Genomic DNA, 17525 nt, shown 5'->3' on the forward strand with positions numbered 1-17525 from the left:
GGTCTGAACATCCATGCGGTGCGCGCCATCTACATGTTCGAGATGAACCGCGCCTTCCGCACCTGGGCGCAGAGCATCATCGCGCCGGTGCTCACCACATCGCTGTACTTCATCGTCTTCGGCACGGCCATCGGCTCGCGCATGGGCGACATCAGCGGCGTCGACTACGGCGCCTACATCATCCCCGGCCTGCTCATGCTCTCGCTGCTGAGCGAGAGCATCTCCAACGCATCGTTCGGCATCTACATGCCCAAGTGGTCGGGCACCATCTACGAGCTGCTGTCGGCCCCGGTCAACTGGATCGAGGTGCTGCTGGGTTACGTGGGCGCCGCGGCCAGCAAGAGCCTGCTGCTGGGCACCCTGATCCTGCTGACCGCGCGCTTCTTCGTGCCCTACCACATCGCCCACCCGGTGTGGATGGTCGGCTTCCTGCTGCTGACGGTGGTGTCGTTCTGCCTGTTCGGGTTCATCATCGGCCTGTGGGCCGACAGCTTCCAGAAGCTGCAGGTGATCCCGCTGCTGGTCATCACGCCGCTGACCTTCCTGGGTGGCGCGTTCTACAGCATCAACATGCTGCCCGAGCCTTGGCAGACCGTCTCGCTGTTCAATCCGGTGGTCTACCTCATCAGCGGCCTGCGCTGGGCCTTCTACGGCCAGGCCGACGTGCACATCGCTGTCAGCACCGGCATGACCCTGGTCTTCATGGCCGCCTGCCTGGCCGTGGTCTGGTGGGTGTTCAAGACCGGCAAGCGCATCCGGCGCTGAAAAGACCGGCTTGGCAGCCCCGGCGGCGGCCCATGAAAAAAGCCCCGCGGCGCGAGCCTCGGGGCTTTCTGTTGGACCCGGCGCGGAGCCGGGTCAACCTATTTGCAGGGCTCAGTAGCCGCCGCGGCCGTAGCCGCCGCCACCGGAGCGGTTGCCACCGCCGTAGCCGCCGCCACCCGAACGGTCACCGCCGCCGAAGCCGCCGCGGTCGCCACCGAAACCACCGCTGCGCGGGGGACGGGGTTCCATCGGACGGGCTTCGTTCACGGTGACGCTGCGGCCACCCAGGGACTGGCCGTTCATGCCGTTGATGGCGGCTTGCGCCTCGGCATCGTTGCCCATTTCGACGAAGCCGAAACCCTTGGAGCGGCCGGTGTCGCGCTCCATCATGACCTTGGCGCTGTTGACAGAGCCGAATTCGCTGAAGGCCTGTTGCAGGTCGTCATCGCGCACGCTGTAGGGCAGGTTGCCCACGTAAAGTTTGTTGCCCATGGAGGACTCCTAAGAAAGCAGATACACAAAAAGCGATGGGGTCCCGAAAGCACAACAAACCCGAAAGTGCACCGTGGCACGCGAAACTGACCGATCACTTGGAACGCCCAGGCCAAACGCCTGAGCAACTCGCATTATGCGCCCGGCACGGCCAGACGCACCACTGCCGTGGCGCCCAGGCGTCAATTCATCGCGTTTCCAGCCGATTCACCACCGTGGTCAGGATCAGCAGACCGGCTGGGTCTTCATTCAGCTCGCTGCACACCAGCACATCGACCGCATGGCCATCGGCGTGGTGCCACCAGGCCTGCTGCCACCCGGTGTGACCATTCTCAAACAGCACCCGGCGGTGCTCCTGCCACTGCTGCACATCGGCCCAGAAGGCCTCCGCGCGCCGCCCCTCCAACTCGGCACCCGCGTATCCGAAGCAGCGCTCGAACGCCGGGTTGACTTCCACCACGGCCTGCGTGTTGGCCGCCTGCACCACCAGGGCCGTGGGGTTGAGCTGGAAGATGCGCCGGAAGCGGCGCAGGGAGCGGTCGCGCTCGTGTTCCAGCCGCAGGCGGTCCTCCATCTGGCTCAGTCGCCGCCGGTAGACCTCGTCGGTCGACCGCCGTGTCTGGTGCAGCTGAAAGCCGATCAGCAGCAGGATGGCGCTGCCCGTGAGCCAGTAGCGCAAGTCGGCCCCCATGTTCGCGGGCGGCAGGTGCCCGCCCGTCTCGGCCCAGGTCAGTCCGCCCAGGATGACCACGCTGGCGACCGTGGTGGCCAGCAGCGCGCGCAGGCTCAGGTAGGTACCGGCCATGACCACCGCGCCCTGGAACGCGAACCCGGACGCCGCCCGCACCGAGCCGAAGCTGTACACCGACCAGGCGGCCACCATCAGAATGCCCGTCACCACCAGCGGGCTCTCCCAGCGGCGCCGATGCGATCTCAGCAGCAGGTATGCGAGCAGCGCCACCCCCGCCATCGACCAGGAAATGTGCGCCAGGGATTCGCCGGGCGGCGCCAGCAGGTGGTCCGCCAGGGCCATGCCCGCCAGCAGCAGCGCCACGCACAACTGCACCCAGCGCAGGCTGCGGTTGTCGTGCCGGTACTGGTTGCGTTCGATCTCCGACGGATCTTCGAGCGGCAGGGAGTCAAGCACCCTGGCCCCCTTCCAGCGGCGCGTACACCGTCGGCATCGCGCTGGTCGTGTGACCGGGCACGCGCAGCACCGTGATGCGCAAGCCGTCGTCCGCATCATTGTCCCGCTCGCTGCAGATCTGCAGGGGGATCTGTTGACCATTGCGCCCGATGCCGGTGATGGTGTGCCAACCGGTGCGCTGGTGGGCGCGGCGATCCTGCGAGAACGCCGCATAGGCCTCGTCGTGCAGCCAGAGGAACCCGTCGCGCCGGCTCAGCACCTCTTTGCGGGTGTAGCCCAGCACACTTTCAAACGCCAAGTTTGCATCCAGGATGGCGCCGTTGCGCATGGACTGCACGAAGATGGGCGTGGGGCTGGCCCGGAACAGGCGCGAGAACCGGCTCTGCCCCAGGTCGCGGTCCAGCTGGGTCTGAAGGCGCTGCGTGGCTTCCCGAAGGTGCAGCTCCTGCGCCAGGCGCACCTGCGTGCGGTTGAGGGACATCATCGCAGCCACCCCCACCAGGCTCGCGCTCTGCGACAGCCAGTTGCGCCAGCTCACGGCAAAGCTCGGCTGTCCCGCCAGCAGACCGGTGGCATCGGCCCAGGTCAGCAGACCGAGCATCGCCACCGCGGCTGCAGTGGTCCAGAGCAGCCCGCGCCGGCTCAGGAAAATGCCCGCCGCGACCTGCCCCATCAGGATCAGCACGATGTTGATGGTGCGCACCGATCCGTAAAAGTAGGTCGACGACGCCGCCATCCCGAACAGGAAGACCACCAGCAGCCAGGCCACGCTGTTGTAGCGACGGACCCTCAGCAGCACCCAGGCCAGCGCCCCCATGACCGCCAGCACCAGGGTCATCATGCTGTCGGCCGTCACCGGCGTGCCGATGAACCGGTCCACTGCGAACAGCGCCAGACCCAGCAACGAGGTCATCCACGACAGGCGCATGGCGATCTTCGAGCGCGCGGCCACGATGGACGGCGGCTCGGGCCAGACGACGGTGTGGTCGGGACGGTTCAAGGGATTCAGAAGTTGGAACGAGGCGCGCATTCTGACGCAGAGCAGCCCCAAGCCGTGTTCATCGGCGCGGCTTCTCGAAGCCCGACACCACCCAGGCCTCGGCACTGGCCGCGTTCAGCCGGAAGGTCGGCGGCACCGGCACCACGGCCAGTTCCTCGTCGTATTCATTGGTGGCGCGCAGCGTGGCCGTGGCCCCCTCCTCGTCCGGCACGATGGCCAGCGCCACGCGCAGGCGCCGCCCATCCACCGTCACATGCACGCTCTTGTTCAGTTCGGCATGGCGCTGCTGCTCGGAACGGCGGATGAACTCGCTGGCCGTCTTCACCAGCGTGTTGAAGGCGTTCACGTCCAGCGGCTTGGGGTTCTTCTTGTCGCGCCCCATGGTCCAGGGGCCGACCAGCGCAGGCTCGGCCTGGCCTTCGAGGAACATGGCCACGGCCCAGCCGTCGTCGTCTTCGTTCTTGATCACGCGCGCCGTCCAGCGCTCGTCACTCCACACGCGGTCTTCGTGGACAGGGTCCTGGGTGTCATCGGTCATGGGGGGCGATGGTACTGGCCGCGCACGCCACGCCCCAGGGGCATCAGGGCAGCGATGGCCGATCATGGCCCGGCGCTGCGCCTTGGTGCACATAGCGTCGCAGCCCCGCTACCAACGCGTCGAACACGGTCCTGCATCGCGGATTGCTTTTCAGGCCCTCGTGCATCACGACCCAGCTGGTCAGCGAGAACGAGAACGCGTCGGGCAGCAGCCTGACCAGGTCCGGGCTGCGTTGGGCCAGCGCCAGCTGACAGACGCCGATGCCCGCGCCGCTGCGCAGCAGGGCCAGCTGGGCCAGGTCGCTGTCGCAGCGAAGCGCAAAGTGCTCGCGCGACCAGAGCGACAGGCCGGCGCGTGCCGACCGCAGGAACGGCGTCTCCTGATCGAACCCGATCAGGGCGTGCTGTTTCAGATCGGCCAGGCTGCCGGGCACCCCGTGCCGGTCGAGGTAGGCACGGTGCGCGTGCAGCCCGAGCGGCACGTCGCCGACGCGCGTGGCCAGCAACACCTCCTGCTGGGGTGGCGTCATGCGCACCGCGATGTCGACCTCGCGCCGCACCACGTCCTGCAACCGGTTGCTGAGCACGAGTTCCAGCTGGAGCTTGGGGTGACGCGCCCGCAGTTCGGCCAGGATGGGCGGCAACACCTCGGCACCGACCACCTCGCTCGCCGAAATGCGGACGGCCCCCTGAACGTCCGTGCCCAGCCCGCCCGCCGTGCGCTCCAGCGCCGCCGCGGCGGTCTGCATGGCCTCGGCATCGGCGCGCAGGGCCGCTGCGGCCTCGGTGGGCAGGAGACCGGCCTGCGAGCGCGTGAAGAGCGCAACACCCAGGTGCGCTTCAAGCAAGGTGATGTGGCGGCCGATGGTGGGTTGTGTGAGCCCCAGCGCACGCGCAGCGCCAGAAAGGGACCCCTCCTGCAGCACCGAAAGAAACGAGCGATAAAGCTCCCAGCCGACGGATGTAGTCATACGTAAATGTATAGCCGGTGTTCTGCTTTGGGCAATTTTCTTTTTACCCGGCGCATCCAACAATCCCCTTCATCGCAACCCACTGGAGAGTGAAGATGAAGGAACAACCCACCGCACTGGTGTTGGGCGCCACCGGAGGCATCGGCGGCGAGGTGGCTCGCCAACTGCTGGACGCGGGCTGGCGCGTCCGTGGCCTCAAGCGCGGTCCCGCAGCGACCGCGGCGAACCCGGGTGGCATCGAATGGGTCACCGGCGACGCACTCGATGCCGCCGCTGTGTCGGCCGCGGCGCGCGGTTGTGCGCTGATCGTGCACGCCGTCAACCCACCGGGCTATCGCCGCTGGTCCGAACTCGTGCTGCCAATGATTGACAACACGATTGCGGCGGCCCGCGCGCACCGCGCCACCGTTGTGTTGCCAGGTACGGTCTACAACTACGGGCCGGATGCCTTCCCTCTGCTGGAAGAGCGTTCGCCGCAGCGCCCTGTCACCCGCAAGGGGGCGATCCGCGTGGAGCTGGAGCGGCGCCTGGCCGCGGCCGCCGAGGCGGGCGACATCCGGGTGATCGTCGTGCGCGCCGGCGACTTCTTCGGGCCGCGGTGCGGCAACAGCTGGTTCACGCAAGGCATGGTCAAGCCGGGAGCGGTGGCACGGACGGTGCAACTGCCCGGCCGTGCCGGCGTGGGGCATCAGTTCGCGTTCCTGCCGGACGTGGCCCGGACGATGGTTGAACTGGCCCGGCGGCGCCACGAGCTGCCGGCGTTCGCCAGCTTCCACATGGCAGGCCACTGGGATGCCGACGGTCGAGGGTTCGGCCGGGCCATACAGCGCGTGATGGTTCGTCACGGCTTTGGAGAACCCCGGCTCAGGGCGTTTCCCTGGTGGATGGTGCGTCTGCTGTCGCCGTTCGTGACGACGCTCAGGGAACTGCTTGAAATGAGGTACCTCTGGCAGCAGGAAGTGCGCATGGACAACAGCCGCCTGGTGGCCTTTCTGGGCCACGAACCGCACACGCCGCTGGACTCTGCCATCGAGGCCACGCTGGTCGGCATCGGATGCCTCGGTGGTGTACCAGCGACCGCAGCGCAGCCAGCCCCGACCTGAAGCCTTGGGGCGCGGTGCTCAGGCCATCTTGCGGCCGGCTTTCGCTGGCTTGCCCGCCCCGCCCTTGCCCGCCGTGGGCGACCGGAGCAAGCCATGCGCCTGCTCCAGCCAGAGCAGGGTCTCGGTATGGGTCAGGAAGCGGCGCAGGTAGTGCGGTGAAAGATCGCCCATGCGGGCCAGGGTCTCCAGCATCAGGCGCTGGGGGTTGAGCGGGCCGGCGTTGGGCGGAGCGCGGTCCAGCGCACGCTGCACCTGCACCTCGGCGCCGATGCGCTCCCAGGTTTCGCGAAAGCGCTGCGCGCTGCGCAGTTCGGGCCAGGGGCCACCGCCGCCGGCCATCCCGTCGCGCGCGGCGGCCGACGCGCGCTCGATGTGGGCGTTGAGCTCGGCCAGGGGCGAGGGGCGCACGGCGGACGATTTCATGGTCAGGGACGGGGCGCGGCTGGAGTTCCGGCGTCGCCCGCTGCTGCGCTGGCGCGCGGCACGGGGGCCATTTCCACCCGGCGGTTGAGCGCCCGGCCCTGTTCGTCGGCGTTGCTGGCCACGGGCTGTTCGGCGCCGAAGGCGGCGGCAAACACGCGCGAGCGCGGCATGCCGCTGGTGATCAGCGCCCGCGTGACGGTGAGCGCACGCTGGGCCGAGAGTTCGAGGTTGTCCTCGTAGCGCTGGCTGGGCCCCCTGACCACCGTCTTGTTGTCGGTGAAGCCGCTGACCATGAGCATCTCGTCGCGCTCGCCCAGATAGACCTGCAGCGGCGGCACCAGGGCCTTGAGCAGCTGTTCGCCTTCGGGGCGCAGCTGGTCGGAGTTGAAGTCGAACAGCACGCTGCCACTGATGCCGATGCGGCCGTTGTTGAGCGTGACGCGGCCGCTGGCCAGCGGCACGGCCAGCGCCTTTTCCAGGGCCATGCGGCGGGCCTCTTCCTGCTGGCGTTTGGCGATTTCGCTCTGCAGGCTGTTGACCAGGTCCACCTGGGTGAGCAGCACGCCGATGAAGACCAGCACGAAGGCACCGACCAGGCCAGCCATGAGGTCGCCGAACACGGCCCAGACCGGCGCCGTCATTTCGGCGCTGTCGTCGCCGTCGGCCAGGTGCTCCTCGGCGGTGTCGTGGAAGGCACTCATGCAAGGGCCCCTGCAGCGGCCTTGGCGACCGGCCCGCGCAGCTTGCGCAGGTCTTCCACGATGCCCTGCTGCGCGCTGATGGACAGGTCGATGACTTCGCGCGCCTGCGCCACGTAGTAGGCGAGCTGCTCGTCGCTGCGCGCCAGCGACTGGCCGATGGCGCTCTCGACCTTCTGCAGGTTCTGCACCAGTTGCTCGTGGCTGGCGGCCAGCTGCTGCGTGCCCTGCTGGAAGGCCTCGCCCAGGCTGGCCAACTGGGCCGCACTGGTGGCGGCCTGTTCGGCCATGGCCTCGGCGCGGCCGGCCTGCGCGCCCACGGTGTCGGCAAACTGCTGGCCCACGCGGTCGAGCACGCCGGTGGCCGAGCCGACCAGGTGTTCGATGGCGGCGCGCTGCTCGCCCGTGGTCTGCTGCACCTGCTGCAGCAGGGTGCCGATCTGGCCGACCAGTTCGGCGCGCTCGCCCAGCGTGGCGTTGTCCCGTTCGGCCAGGCGGCTCATCTGTTCGCGCAGTTGCGCAATGACTTCGGCCGCGGCCTTGGGCGCTTCGGACGCCGTCTGCATCAGGCGGGCCATGGGCGCTTCCAGCGCCGTGCCCAGGGTGGCGAGCTGGGTGGCCAGCGCCGCCTGCAGGTCGGCCAGGCGCTGCACGGCGGCGTCGCCGCGTGCGGCCTCATCGTCCCGCAGGGTCTGCAGCTGCCGAGCAAGGGTGCTGAAGGCCTGGGCCTGCTGTTCGGCCCGGACCTGCTGGCGCTGCAGCTCGGCCTCGTGCAGCGCGGACAGTTCGCTGCGCCACAGTGCGGCCAGTTCGTCCATGCGCTGCGCATGCTGTGTGGTCCATGCGGCTTCGCTGGCGGTGCGCGCTTCCACCAGGGCCTCGGTCTGGGCGATGAGGCGGGCCACGCCGTCCAGGCTGCGACCGGTCTGCTCGCTGCTGTGTTGCGTGAGCTGGGTGGCGGTGTCTTGCAGCGCCTGCAGTACGGCGCGCTGCTGCGCCAGGGTCTGTTCGCCGGCCTGCTGCCATTGGGTGCGCAGGTCTTGCGCCATGCGCTCCAGCGCGGCCGTGAGTGCGGCCCGCTGCTGCTGCTCGGCCTGGGCGCGCAGGCTCTGGGCCTCGGTCTGCGCGGCCCGCACGCTGGACAACAGCTGGCTGGCGCGCTGGTCGAAACCGCTGTTGAAGGCGGTGAGCGATTCGCCCAGGCCTTGCAGCAGTTGCTGACTGCCCTGTTCCTGCCGGTCCAGCGCGCGGGTCCAGGTGTCGGCCACGGTGGCGGTGGTGGCGCTGAAGCGGGCCGACAGGCCTTCGAGCTGGGCCCGCACCGCCGCGTTCACCCCTTCGTGCAGGCGGCTGGATTCGGCGGCGATCCCGGCCATGGCCTGCTGCACCACGGGCTGCAGGCTCTCGGTGGCGGCTCGGGCGCTGGCGGCCAGGCTCTCGCGCAGCGACTGTTCCACCGATTTCGCCAACCCGGTGTAGGCGGCGGCGGCTTCGCGCTGGAACTCGGCCTGGCGAGCGAGCAGCGCCTCGTCCAGTTGCTGGCTGCGACGCTCGACCTGTTCGATGAGCGTCTGCAGGTGCTGCGCGGCGGCGGGCAGGGCCTCGGCCTGCCGCTGCAGGGCCTCGAAGCTCTGCTGGCGCTGGTGCGCGGCCGAGAAGGGGCGCAGCGTGGTGGCGGCCAGAGCGTCCAGCGTGCGCAGGGCCTGGGTGCGCTCGCGCCGCGCCAGCGTGGCCATGAGGCCGAGCATGGCCGAGGTGGCGACACCGGCCACGGAGGTGCCGAAAGACAGGCCCAGGCCCTTGATGGGCGCGGCCAGCGCGGCGCGGATGGCGTTCAGGTCGGCCGAGCCTTCGAGCGCGAACACGGCGCCTTTGAAGGTAACCACCATGCCCAGGAAGGTGCCGAGCATGCCCAGCATGACCAGCAGACCGATGAGATAGGGCGTGAGCGCCAGACCCGGAAAGGCGCTGCGTTCGCCTTCGATGCGCTGGCGCACGGCGTGGCGCAGCGGCGCGGGCACGCTGGGCAGCCAGTCGGCCAGCTGGGCCAGGGGCTGCGGCACGCCGGCCATGGCGGTGTGCAGCGCGGCGGTGGTCTGGCCGAAGCGGCGCAGCTCCCAGGTGCCGCCCAGGTAGACGGCGCCGATCAGCAGCGTCATGCCCAGCGCGAAGGCGCTGCTGCCGACGAAGCCGCTGGCCACCCAGGCGACGGCGGCCAGGCCCACGATGAAGGCCAAAAACGACAGGGCGCGGTAAGGACGGGAAGTGGAGGTTTCAGTGCTCATGGGCAAGGGCTTCGATCAGACCGGTCACGGGCTGCAGGCGCAGGTCGAGTTCGGCGAGCAGGGTCTGCTCGAACTCGGCCGCGAAGGTCTGCAGCCAGCGCAGGTCGTCGGTGGTGTCTGGTTCGCGTGCCTCGGCCGCTTCGCGGCGCAGCGCCGCAAAGCGCGCTTTCAGAAAGGCCGGCAGGGTGGACAGCAGGCGCTGCTCGCGCCCGCCAAAAAAGCCGTCCATCACGGCGTCGGTGGCAGCCAGCTGCGCCATGGCCGGCGTGGACTGGGCCAGCTGCTGGCGCACGTGCTCGCGCAGCGCGTCGATGCTCATCTCCATGCGGCGCTGCTGGTCGCCCAGCCGCTGGTGGAACAGCGCGAACTCGGTGTCGAGGTCGTTCGGATCGGGCTTGTGGGCCGGCGCGGTGGTGATGGAGCGGGTCAGCACGGCGCGCACACGGTCGAGCTCGGCACTCAGCGTGGCATGCAGTGCCGCGGGCCCGGTGCGGGGCGGGCGGCGGGAGGCCGCCGCGCCGGCCGCCTCGATCGCCGCCTGTGCGGCGTGCAGCTGGATGGTCTCGGCCACGTTGAGCCACCCACCCAGGCGCTCGGCCACGTCCTGCCGCGGCGCGTCGGGGGACGCGCCCACAGGCAGCGCACGCGCCAGCTGGCGCGCCAGGGCAGAGGGAGCAGCGTGGTGAAAAGAACTGCGCAAAACGGGTCCGCAGCGCCCCGGAAGGCGCCGGTGGTGAATCGATTCTGAAGGGGGTGTTGCCAGCCCGCGAGGGGCTGGCGCTGCGCTGGCGGGCTCGCCAGCGGCAGGGCGTAATTAGAAACGATTCGCCGGCCGGGTTTGTAACCGGCCCCGCGGAGCCAAACAGTCGGCCTGTGGATCAGCTGTCGGCTTCGGGCACCACCGACAACACCTGTCAGATCCGGAAGGTCTTGACCACCTGGTCGAGATGGCGCGCCTGTTCCCTCATCGCCCCCGCCGCGGCAGCCGCCTGCTCGACCAACGCGGCGTTCTGTTGCGTGGACTGGTCGATTTCGGCCACGGACCGACTCACTTCAGAAATGCCGTTGCGCTGTTCCTCGGCCGATCGGCTGATGTCTTCGATCAGGCCTGTGACCTTCTTCACGGAAGAGACCAGCTCGAACATGGTCTGCCCTGCTGCGTTGACCTGCTCTCCGCCAGCGCGCACCTTGTCGGAAGAGTCGGCAATCAGCTCCTTGATCTCCCTGGCCGCCGAAGCGGAGCGTTGGGCCAGGGTGCGGACCTCCGCTGCCACCACAGCAAAACCACGCCCCTGTTCGCCCGCACGCGCCGCTTCCACAGCGGCATTGAGCGCCAGGATGTTGGTCTGGAACGAGATGCTGTCGATCACCCCGGTGATTTCGCCAATGCGCCCGGACGACTGCTGGATCTGCGTCATGGTCTCCACCACGCGCCCCACCACCTCGCCGCCACGGTGGGCGATCTCGCTGGCATCGGTCGCCAGCCTGGATGCCTCACGCGCGTTGTCGGCGGTGTGGCGCACGGCATCGGTCAGCTGCTCCATGGTTCCGGAGGTCTGCTGCAGATGGCTGGCCTGGCGCTCGGTGCGTTCTGAAAGGTCCTGGTTGCCTTGGGCGATTTCGCTGGATGCGCCCGTAATCTGGTCGCTGCCCTGGCGCACGTTGCGCACCACAGCGCCCAGTCCCTCCGCCATCGCGTCCATGGACTGCATCAGCACGCCGAACTCGTCGCCACCGCGGTACCGGGATCTCACCGTGAGGTCTCCCGCGGCGACCGCATGGGCCTGCTCGACAGACTCCCGCAGGCGGGCCTTGATGTGCTGCGCCAGACGCACCATGAGCACGCCAGCCAGGAGCACAAGAACCAGCACGACCACATTGCCAGTCCAGAAAAGCGTCTGTTCGCGGGCCTGTTGCTCACGAATGGAGGCGTTCAGCCGCTTGCCCTGAAGCTCCGCGAACTCGTCGACGCCCTTGTGATAATCATTTACATGGGGCATGAACTCCTGCTCGAAGGTCTTGAGTGCAGCGTCCGCATCACCGGCCTCGCGGAACTTCGCGATCTTGCCCAGCGCAGCCATGATCGGTGGGCTGGTGGCTTCGATCCTGCCGATGACCGCCAGCTGCTCCGGCTCTGTGGCCCACTGCTTGATGTCGGCAAAGTGCTTGTCGATGACCTTGATGCGGGGTCCGATCTCAGGACCGAACAGGGCCGCCAGCCCCGGGTCGCTGCCCCGGTTGAGGGCCACAATGCGGACCGTGGTGCCGGTGGCCACCAGTTGCCACTCGGAGACCTGACGCATGCGGCTGTACTCCACATCGATCACGGAATCCAGGGTGCTCTGATGGCGCAGCTGCAAGCTGTAGCCCATGACAAGCAGTCCCGCGATCAAAAGACCAGTCAGTGCGAAGACGGCGTACAGCCTGTTGATCACCGACCATTTCCGCGCAGTTTTCATTGGGGTCATCTCCGGAACATCTGGGTTGTAGGCGCACCCGTTCACAGGGTGTCGGGTCTCTGTGTATCGGCTCCTGGCACCCGCACTTGAGCGGAAGCTGCGGACCCATTCTCAAAGGACAACGGGTGGCGGTAAGCCTGAAACAGCACCGCGGACAACGCTCATTTGTCCGGAGGCAAGGTCCTGCCAGGGAGACCCAATGCGTATGGCGAAGAGGGTTCAGGCCGTGACTTCGACCCGCGTGCCGTCGGGCATGGCCAGCACCGCTTCGTAGAAGCCGTCACCCGTGGTGCGTGGGCCGGAGACGAGGCAGCCTGCATCGCGACACCGCGCCGCCAGGGCATCGACCGCCTCGGCGCTGTCCAGCGAAAGGGCCAGGTGGTCCCAGCCCGGGCGCTCGGCGTCGGCTGCGGTAGGGCTCGCCAACCGCAGCACCGAAAAATGACTACCAGAAGGTGGCGGCGGCGCCGAGGTCGCGCGTCCAGAGGGCGATGTGCGCCAGTTTCATGAGGAATCTTTCAGGCGGGGCGCGCCACCACGCGGTGGGCCAGCAGTGGCAGCAGGGCGAGCAGGGCCGCCAGCAGGGCGAAGGCGATGGGCAGGCCCACCAGCTGGGACACGAAGCCGATGGCGGCCGGGCCGAGCAGCACGCCTGCGTAACCGGTGGTCGAGATGGCCGCGATCGCCAGACCCGGCGCCATCACGGTCTGCGCACCGGCGCGGCGGAACAGCACCGGCACCAGGTTGGACGCGCCCAGACCGATGCAGAAGAAGCCGGCCATCGCCGGCCCCGCCGACGCCGCCAGCAGCACCAGCACGAAACCGCCGACCGCGAGCAGACCACCGGCCGTCAGCACCACCCGGTCGCCCAGGCGCGCGCACAGCGCATCGCCGCCGAAACGCCCGGCGGTCATGGCCACCGAAAACACCATGAAGCCCAGCCCACCCTGCGCCGCGGCCAGAAGGCCGCCTTCGGTCAGCAGCAGCGCGCTCCAGTCGAGCACCGCGCCTTCGACGAGAAAGCACACGCCCGCCAGCAGCGCCAGCAGCAGCACCGGACCGCGCGGCCAGGCCAGCGTCGGCGCTTCGGCGGCGGGCGTGGCGCGCAGCAGGCGCGGCGCCACCAGAGCCATCGCGGCCAGCATCAGCCCCGAGCCGAGCAGCGTGCCCGCCAGCGGCGACCAGCCTGCCGAGAGCAGCGCGGTCATGGCCGCCGCGCCCAGCAGGCCGCCCACGCTGAACAGCGCATGGAAGCCCGACATCAGCGGCCGGCCCGCGTCGCGCTCGACCGCCAGGGCGTGCACGTTCATCGCCACGTCCAGCGAGCCGAGCGCCGCGCCGAAGAGCATCAGGGCCAGGCCGAGCGTCAGCGGCGCGTCCGCCAGGGCGAGCAGCGGCAGCAGCAGGGCCACCCCCAGGCCGCCCGCAATCACCACCGGACGGCTGCCGTGGCGCGCGCTGAACCAGCCGGCCCACAGCATCGCCACCACCGAACCGACGCCCAGGCACAGCAGCAAGGCGCCCAGGACGCCATCGCCCACCCCCAGGCGCTGCTTGGCGAACGGCACCAGCGGCGCCCAGCAGGCCAGCCCGAAGCCGGCGACCAGGAAGGCCAGACGCGTGGCCAGGCGGGTGGCGGGGCTGTCGGCGGCCGGCCGATCCGGCGCCGGGCCGCCCCAAGCCGGATCAGCCCCCTCGGGGGGCAGCGACCCGCGCAGCGGTGGAGCGCGGGGGTTCATGCTTGTTCCGCTTTGAGGACCTGCGTGCCCTGCTTCGCCAGTGCCTTCAGGAAGGCGAAGTCGGCGTCGTGTTCGACCACGAAATGGTCGATCTCTCGGGTGGGGGTGACGCGGTGCGGCAGCAGCAGGCCAAGCTTGTCGTTGGTCGCCATGGCCACGCAGCGCTGGCTGGCCGCGCGCAGTGCGCGTTTGAAGGCGGCGTCGGCCGCGTCCACGGTGCAGATGCCCGTGTCCACCAGCACGCCGCAGGTGCCCAGGAAGCAGCGCTGGATGTTCATCTGCCCCACGGCGAGCACCGCGGTGGCGTCAATGCAGCCGCCCACCAGCGGGTCCACCGCGCCGCCCACCATGATGAGGTGCACGTCCTGCCGGCGCAGCAGCGCGGCGGCGATGTCCACCGAGTTGGTGGCCACGGTGAGCGCGTACTCCGGCGGCAGGCACTGGGCCAGCGCGAGGTTGGTGCTGCTGCTGTCCAGGAACAGGAATTCGCCGGGTTCGATGATGGCGACCGCCGCCCGCGCCAGCGCGGCCTTGCGCTCGCGCCGCTCGTCCATGCGCACCGCCATAGGGGTGGCGCCGGGCAGCGGCGGCAGCGCGCCGCCGTAGACGCGGCGGCACAGGCCCTCGCCGGCCAGCGCGCGCAGGTCGCGGCGAATGGCGTCTTCCGAGACCTGGAATTCTGCCGCCAGAGTGGCGGCCACCACGGACTGGCCTTGGGCCAGCCGTGCGGCAATCTGGTCGCGGCGAGCCAGGGGGATGTCCGTATTCATGCGCGCATCATATCGTGCACAAACAAGAATTACAACATGCACAAACGTGCACGATCGGCTTACGACCGGGTCACGAGCAGCGCGCGGAAGTCGTTGACGTTGGTGTGCGTGGGGCCGGTGACCACCAGATCGCCCAGCGGTTCGAAAAAGCCGACCGCGTCGTTGCGGGCCAGGTGGTCGGCCAGCTTCAGGCCCTGGGCTGCGGCGCGCGCCAGCGTGTCGGGCGCGACCAGGGCGCCCGCGTTGTCCTCCACGCCGTCGATGCCGTCGGTGTCGGCTGCCAGCGCCCACACGTTCTCCTGCCCGCCCAGCGCCTGCGCCAGACCCATGCAGAACTCACCGGCCCGCCCGCCCCGGCCTCTGGGCTGGCCTTCGGCGCGCGGGCGCACCGTCACCGTGGTTTCGCCACCGCTGAGGATGACGCAGGGTGCCTCGAAGCTGCTGCGGCCCAGCGCCGTCGAGCGCGCCAGCGCCGCGTGCACCTTGCCGACCTCGCGCGACTCGCCTTCGATCTCGTCACTGAGCACGTAGGTGCGCAGGCCCAGCGCGCGGGCCGCATCGGCCGCCGCGTCCAGGCTCTGCTGCGGCGTGGCGATCAGGTGGGTTTCGCAGCGCGCCAGCCGCGGGTCGCCGGGCTTGGGGGTTTCGAGCGCGCCGGCTTCCAGTTGTTGCCGCACCGACGCAGGGACTTCGATGCCGTAGCGCCGCAGGATGTCCAGCGCGTCGGCGCAGGTCGTCGCGTCGGCCACCGTGGGGCCGCTGGCGATCACGCTCACGTCGTCGCCCGGCACGTCGCTGATGGTCAGCGTGACCACGCTCGCGGGCGCGCAGGCCGCCGCCAGGCGCCCGCCCTTGATGCGCGAGAGGTGCTTGCGCACGGTGTTCATTTCGCCGATGTGGGCGCCGCTCTCCAGCAACTGCCGGTTGATGCGCTGCTTGTCTGCCAGCGTCAGGCCTTCGCAGGGCAGGGTCAGCAACGACGAACCGCCGCCCGAGATGAGGCACAGCACCAGGTCGTCCTCGGTCAGGCCGCGCGTCAGCGCGAGGATGCGCTGTGCGGCGTCGAGGCCGGCCGCGTCGGGCACCGGGTGCGCCGCTTCCACCACCTCGATGCGTTGCGCCAGACCTTGCGTTCGCGGCGGCGTGTGGCCGTAGCGCGTGACCACCAGACCCGTGAGCGGCGCGTCCTGCGGCCACAGGGCCTCGACCGCGTGCGCCATCGCCCCGCCTGCCTTGCCCGCGCCCAGCACCAGGGTGCGACCCTTTGGCGGCGCCGGCAGGTGGGCAGCGGTGTTGTGCAGCGGCAGCGCGCGTTGCACCGCCACGTCGTACAGATAGCGCAGCAGCGCGCGGGGGTCGTTCAGGCTAGGCTGTGTCATGGTCGCCGCAGTCTAGCGGGGTCTCAGGCGGCGGGGGCCTGGGCGATCTCATGGTTCGACGCGATCTCCAGCGAACGACAGAGCGCCGAATGGTCCAGCCCCGCCATGCCGTGCGCCGCACAGCTCTGCATCAGCTGCGCCACGCTGGCCGTGTTCGGCAGGCTCACGCCCAGTTCCTTCGCACCCTGCAGCGCCAGGTTCAGGTCCTTCTGGTGCAGCTCGATGCGGAAACCCGGGTTGAACGTCCGTTTGACCATGCGCTCGCCGTGCACTTCCAGGATGCGGCTGGCCGCGAAACCGCCCATCAGCGCCTGGCGCACCTTGGCGGGGTCGGCGCCGGCCTTGCTGGCGAACAGCAGGGCCTCGGCCACCGCCTCGATGTTGAGCGCCACGATGATCTGGTTGGCCACCTTGGTGGTCTGGCCGTCGCCGTTGCCGCCCACCAGGGTGATGTTCTTGCCCATGGCCTCGAACAGCGGCTTCACGCGCTCGAACGCCGCCTCCGGCCCGCCGACCATGATGGTCAGGCTGCCGGCCTTGGCACCCACCTCGCCACCGCTGACCGGTGCGTCCAGGTAGTCGCAGCCCAGGGCGTTGATCTGCTGCGCAAACTGCTTGGTCGCCATGGGGCTGATGCTGCTCATATCAACCACGGTCTTGCCCGCGCTCAGGCCATTGGCCACGCCGGTCTCGCCGAACAGAACGTCCTGCACATGCGGTGTGTCCGGCACCATGGTGATGATCACGTCGGCGCGCTTGGCCACCTCGGTGGCGTTGGTGCAGACCGTCGCACCCGCCTCGGCGAGTTCGGCCGGGATCTTGCTGCGGCTGGCCACGAACAGAGTGTGGCCGGCCTTGATGAGGTTCAGCGCCATGGGCGTGCCCATGATGCCCAGGCCGATGAAGCCGACCTTGCTGCCGCTCTTGGTCATGTGTCTTGTCTCCTCGAGGGTTTTGTTCAAAGCTGTTGTCCGTGCGCGGCGACCCATGACAGGCCCCGGTCGGTACCGCCTGGCGTGGCGTCTTTCGGCTTGTATTCGCAACCGATCCAGCCGGCGTAGCCCAACGCGTCGATGTGGTCGAACAGGTTGCGGTGGTGGATCTCGCCGGTGCCCGGCTCATGGCGGCCGGGCGTGTCGGCCAGCTGCATGTGCGCGATGCGCGGCAGCAAATCCTTGATGGTGTTGCACAGCTCGCCTTCCATGCGCTGCGCGTGGTAGATGTCGTACTGCAGGAACACGTTGTCCGCACCCACCTCGTCCATCAACGCGATCGCCTGGCGCGGGCGGTTCACGAAGTAACCCGGCATGTCGAAGCTGTTGATGGGTTCGATCAGCAGCGGCAGGCCCAGCTGCTTCGCCGCGGCCGCGGCAAAGCGCACGTTGGACACCCAGGTGGCGCGCGCCTGCGCCTCGCTCACGCCCGCGGGCATGAGACCTGCCATGCAGTGCCAGCGCTGCACACCGATCACCGGCGCGTATTCGGCGGCCTTGGCCACCCCGGCGCGGAACTCGTCTTCACGGCCCGGGATGCAGGCCATGCCACGCTCGCCCGCAGCCCAGTCGCCCGGCGGCAGGTTGTGCAGCACCAGCTGCAGGCCGTTGCGCTGCAGGCGATCGGCGATGTCTTCGGCGGGGAAGTCGTAGGGAAACAGGAACTCCACGGCCTTGAAACCGGCCTTCGCCGCCGCGTCGAAGCGGTCGAGGAAGGGCAGCTCGTTCCAGAGCATGGAGAGGTTGGCGGCGAATTGCGGCATG

The 17525-nt window shown here is 69.2% G+C and carries 17 protein-coding genes and 1 pseudogene; 2 read left to right on the forward strand and 16 right to left on the reverse strand.

What is annotated here, in order from left to right; all coding sequences use genetic code 11:
• Window positions 1-3: 3 nt before the first annotated feature.
• Entirely contained in the window at window positions 4-765 is a 762-nt protein-coding gene (locus ACFOPI_RS10685) for an ABC transporter permease (protein WP_382174917.1), read from the forward strand.
• A gap of 111 nt (window positions 766-876) precedes the next feature.
• Here the strand turns inward: ACFOPI_RS10685 and ACFOPI_RS10690 are convergent, their stop codons facing one another.
• From ACFOPI_RS10690 to ACFOPI_RS10710, 5 genes are all read right to left on the reverse strand, one after another.
• Window positions 877-1257 (reverse strand): RNA recognition motif domain-containing protein, encoded by a 381-nt coding sequence (locus tag ACFOPI_RS10690; protein ID WP_382173678.1) that lies wholly within the window; start codon window positions 1255-1257, stop codon window positions 877-879.
• Window positions 1258-1444: 187 nt separating this feature from the next.
• The gene (locus ACFOPI_RS10695; protein WP_382173680.1) at window positions 1445-2404 is read right to left on the reverse strand and encodes a PAS domain S-box protein; all 960 of its coding nucleotides are present in this window, start codon (window positions 2402-2404) and stop codon (window positions 1445-1447) included.
• Window positions 2397-3404: a PAS domain-containing protein gene (locus tag ACFOPI_RS10700; protein WP_382173681.1), complete on the reverse strand. Its 1008-nt coding sequence runs from the start codon at window positions 3402-3404 to the stop codon at window positions 2397-2399. The genes ACFOPI_RS10695 and ACFOPI_RS10700 overlap by 8 nt, the downstream gene beginning before the upstream one ends.
• Window positions 3405-3462: 58 nt before the next feature.
• Window positions 3463-3942, reverse strand: a complete 480-nt coding sequence (locus ACFOPI_RS10705; protein WP_382173682.1) for a hypothetical protein — start codon at window positions 3940-3942, stop codon at window positions 3463-3465.
• A 43-nt stretch (window positions 3943-3985) separates the two neighbouring features.
• Window positions 3986-4912: a LysR family transcriptional regulator gene (locus tag ACFOPI_RS10710; RefSeq protein WP_382173684.1), complete on the reverse strand. Its 927-nt coding sequence runs from the start codon at window positions 4910-4912 to the stop codon at window positions 3986-3988.
• Window positions 4913-5007: 95 nt separating this feature from the next.
• On the opposite strand from ACFOPI_RS10710, the gene ACFOPI_RS10715 reads away from it, so the two are divergent.
• Window positions 5008-6015: an NAD-dependent epimerase/dehydratase family protein gene (locus ACFOPI_RS10715; RefSeq protein WP_382173686.1), complete on the forward strand. Its 1008-nt coding sequence runs from the start codon at window positions 5008-5010 to the stop codon at window positions 6013-6015.
• 18 nt (window positions 6016-6033) lie between these two features.
• Here the strand turns inward: ACFOPI_RS10715 and ACFOPI_RS10720 are convergent.
• The 11 genes and pseudogenes from ACFOPI_RS10720 to hyi form a co-directional block, all read right to left on the reverse strand.
• Window positions 6034-6474: pseudogene (locus tag ACFOPI_RS10720) on the reverse strand (DUF2894 domain-containing protein); the annotation flags it as partial.
• Window positions 6441-7139 carry an OmpA family protein gene (locus ACFOPI_RS10725; RefSeq protein ID WP_382173688.1) on the reverse strand — a complete coding sequence of 233 codons (699 nt, stop codon included), beginning with the start codon at window positions 7137-7139 and terminating at the stop codon, window positions 6441-6443. The pseudogene ACFOPI_RS10720 and the gene ACFOPI_RS10725, both read right to left, overlap by 34 nt.
• A complete protein-coding gene (locus ACFOPI_RS10730; protein ID WP_382173689.1) occupies window positions 7136-9421 on the reverse strand; it encodes a DUF802 domain-containing protein in 2286 nt (761 codons plus the stop codon). The genes ACFOPI_RS10725 and ACFOPI_RS10730 overlap by 4 nt, the downstream gene beginning before the upstream one ends.
• Window positions 9411-10121: a DUF3348 family protein gene (locus ACFOPI_RS10735; protein WP_382173691.1), complete on the reverse strand. Its 711-nt coding sequence runs from the start codon at window positions 10119-10121 to the stop codon at window positions 9411-9413. The genes ACFOPI_RS10730 and ACFOPI_RS10735 overlap by 11 nt, the downstream gene beginning before the upstream one ends.
• Window positions 10122-10335: 214 nt before the next feature.
• Complete coding sequence (locus tag ACFOPI_RS10740; protein ID WP_382173693.1) at window positions 10336-11793, reverse strand: methyl-accepting chemotaxis protein; 1458 nt, start codon at window positions 11791-11793, stop codon at window positions 10336-10338.
• 306 nt (window positions 11794-12099) lie between these two features.
• Window positions 12100-12306, reverse strand: a complete 207-nt coding sequence (locus ACFOPI_RS10745; RefSeq protein WP_382173695.1) for a VOC family protein — start codon at window positions 12304-12306, stop codon at window positions 12100-12102.
• A 92-nt stretch (window positions 12307-12398) separates the two neighbouring features.
• Entirely contained in the window at window positions 12399-13619 is a 1221-nt protein-coding gene (locus ACFOPI_RS10750; RefSeq protein WP_382173697.1) for an MFS transporter, read from the reverse strand.
• A complete protein-coding gene (locus tag ACFOPI_RS10755) occupies window positions 13616-14431 on the reverse strand; it encodes a DeoR/GlpR family DNA-binding transcription regulator (protein ID WP_382173699.1) in 816 nt (271 codons plus the stop codon). The genes ACFOPI_RS10750 and ACFOPI_RS10755 overlap by 4 nt, the downstream gene beginning before the upstream one ends.
• Before the next feature lie 17 nt (window positions 14432-14448).
• Window positions 14449-15768 carry a glycerate kinase type-2 family protein gene (locus ACFOPI_RS10760; RefSeq protein ID WP_382173701.1) on the reverse strand — a complete coding sequence of 440 codons (1320 nt, stop codon included), beginning with the start codon at window positions 15766-15768 and terminating at the stop codon, window positions 14449-14451.
• Window positions 15769-15791: 23 nt separating this feature from the next.
• Complete coding sequence (gene glxR / locus ACFOPI_RS10765) at window positions 15792-16757, reverse strand: 2-hydroxy-3-oxopropionate reductase (RefSeq protein ID WP_382173702.1); 966 nt, start codon at window positions 16755-16757, stop codon at window positions 15792-15794.
• Window positions 16727-17524, reverse strand: a complete 798-nt coding sequence (gene hyi, locus ACFOPI_RS10770; RefSeq protein WP_382173703.1) for a hydroxypyruvate isomerase — start codon at window positions 17522-17524, stop codon at window positions 16727-16729. Before hyi ends, glxR begins: the two co-directional genes overlap by 31 nt.
• Window position 17525: the final 1 nt, after the last annotated feature.

It is taken from the genome of Hydrogenophaga luteola (assembly GCF_042648585.1).
Taxonomy (GTDB): domain Bacteria; phylum Pseudomonadota; class Gammaproteobacteria; order Burkholderiales; family Burkholderiaceae_C; genus Hydrogenophaga; species Hydrogenophaga luteola.

Coding starts and splice junctions, on each gene's coding strand:
- ACFOPI_RS10690 (WP_382173678.1), bottom strand. CDS start 1,257: ATGGGCAACAAACTTTACGTGGGCAACCTGCCCTACAGCGTGCGCGAT.
- ACFOPI_RS10705 (WP_382173682.1), bottom strand. CDS start 3,942: ATGACCGATGACACCCAGGACCCTGTCCACGAAGACCGCGTGTGGAGT.
- ACFOPI_RS10710 (WP_382173684.1), bottom strand. CDS start 4,912: ATGACTACATCCGTCGGCTGGGAGCTTTATCGCTCGTTTCTTTCGGTG.
- ACFOPI_RS10715 (WP_382173686.1), top strand. CDS start 5,008: ATGAAGGAACAACCCACCGCACTGGTGTTGGGCGCCACCGGAGGCATC.
- ACFOPI_RS10725 (WP_382173688.1), bottom strand. CDS start 7,139: ATGAGTGCCTTCCACGACACCGCCGAGGAGCACCTGGCCGACGGCGAC.
- ACFOPI_RS10730 (WP_382173689.1), bottom strand. CDS start 9,421: ATGAGCACTGAAACCTCCACTTCCCGTCCTTACCGCGCCCTGTCGTTT.
- ACFOPI_RS10740 (WP_382173693.1), bottom strand. CDS start 11,793: ATGGGCTACAGCTTGCAGCTGCGCCATCAGAGCACCCTGGATTCCGTG.
- ACFOPI_RS10750 (WP_382173697.1), bottom strand. CDS start 13,619: ATGAACCCCCGCGCTCCACCGCTGCGCGGGTCGCTGCCCCCCGAGGGG.
- ACFOPI_RS10760 (WP_382173701.1), bottom strand. CDS start 15,768: ATGACACAGCCTAGCCTGAACGACCCCCGCGCGCTGCTGCGCTATCTG.
- glxR (WP_382173702.1), bottom strand. CDS start 16,757: ATGGGTCGCCGCGCACGGACAACAGCTTTGAACAAAACCCTCGAGGAG.
- hyi (WP_382173703.1), bottom strand. CDS start 17,524: ATGCCGCAATTCGCCGCCAACCTCTCCATGCTCTGGAACGAGCTGCCC.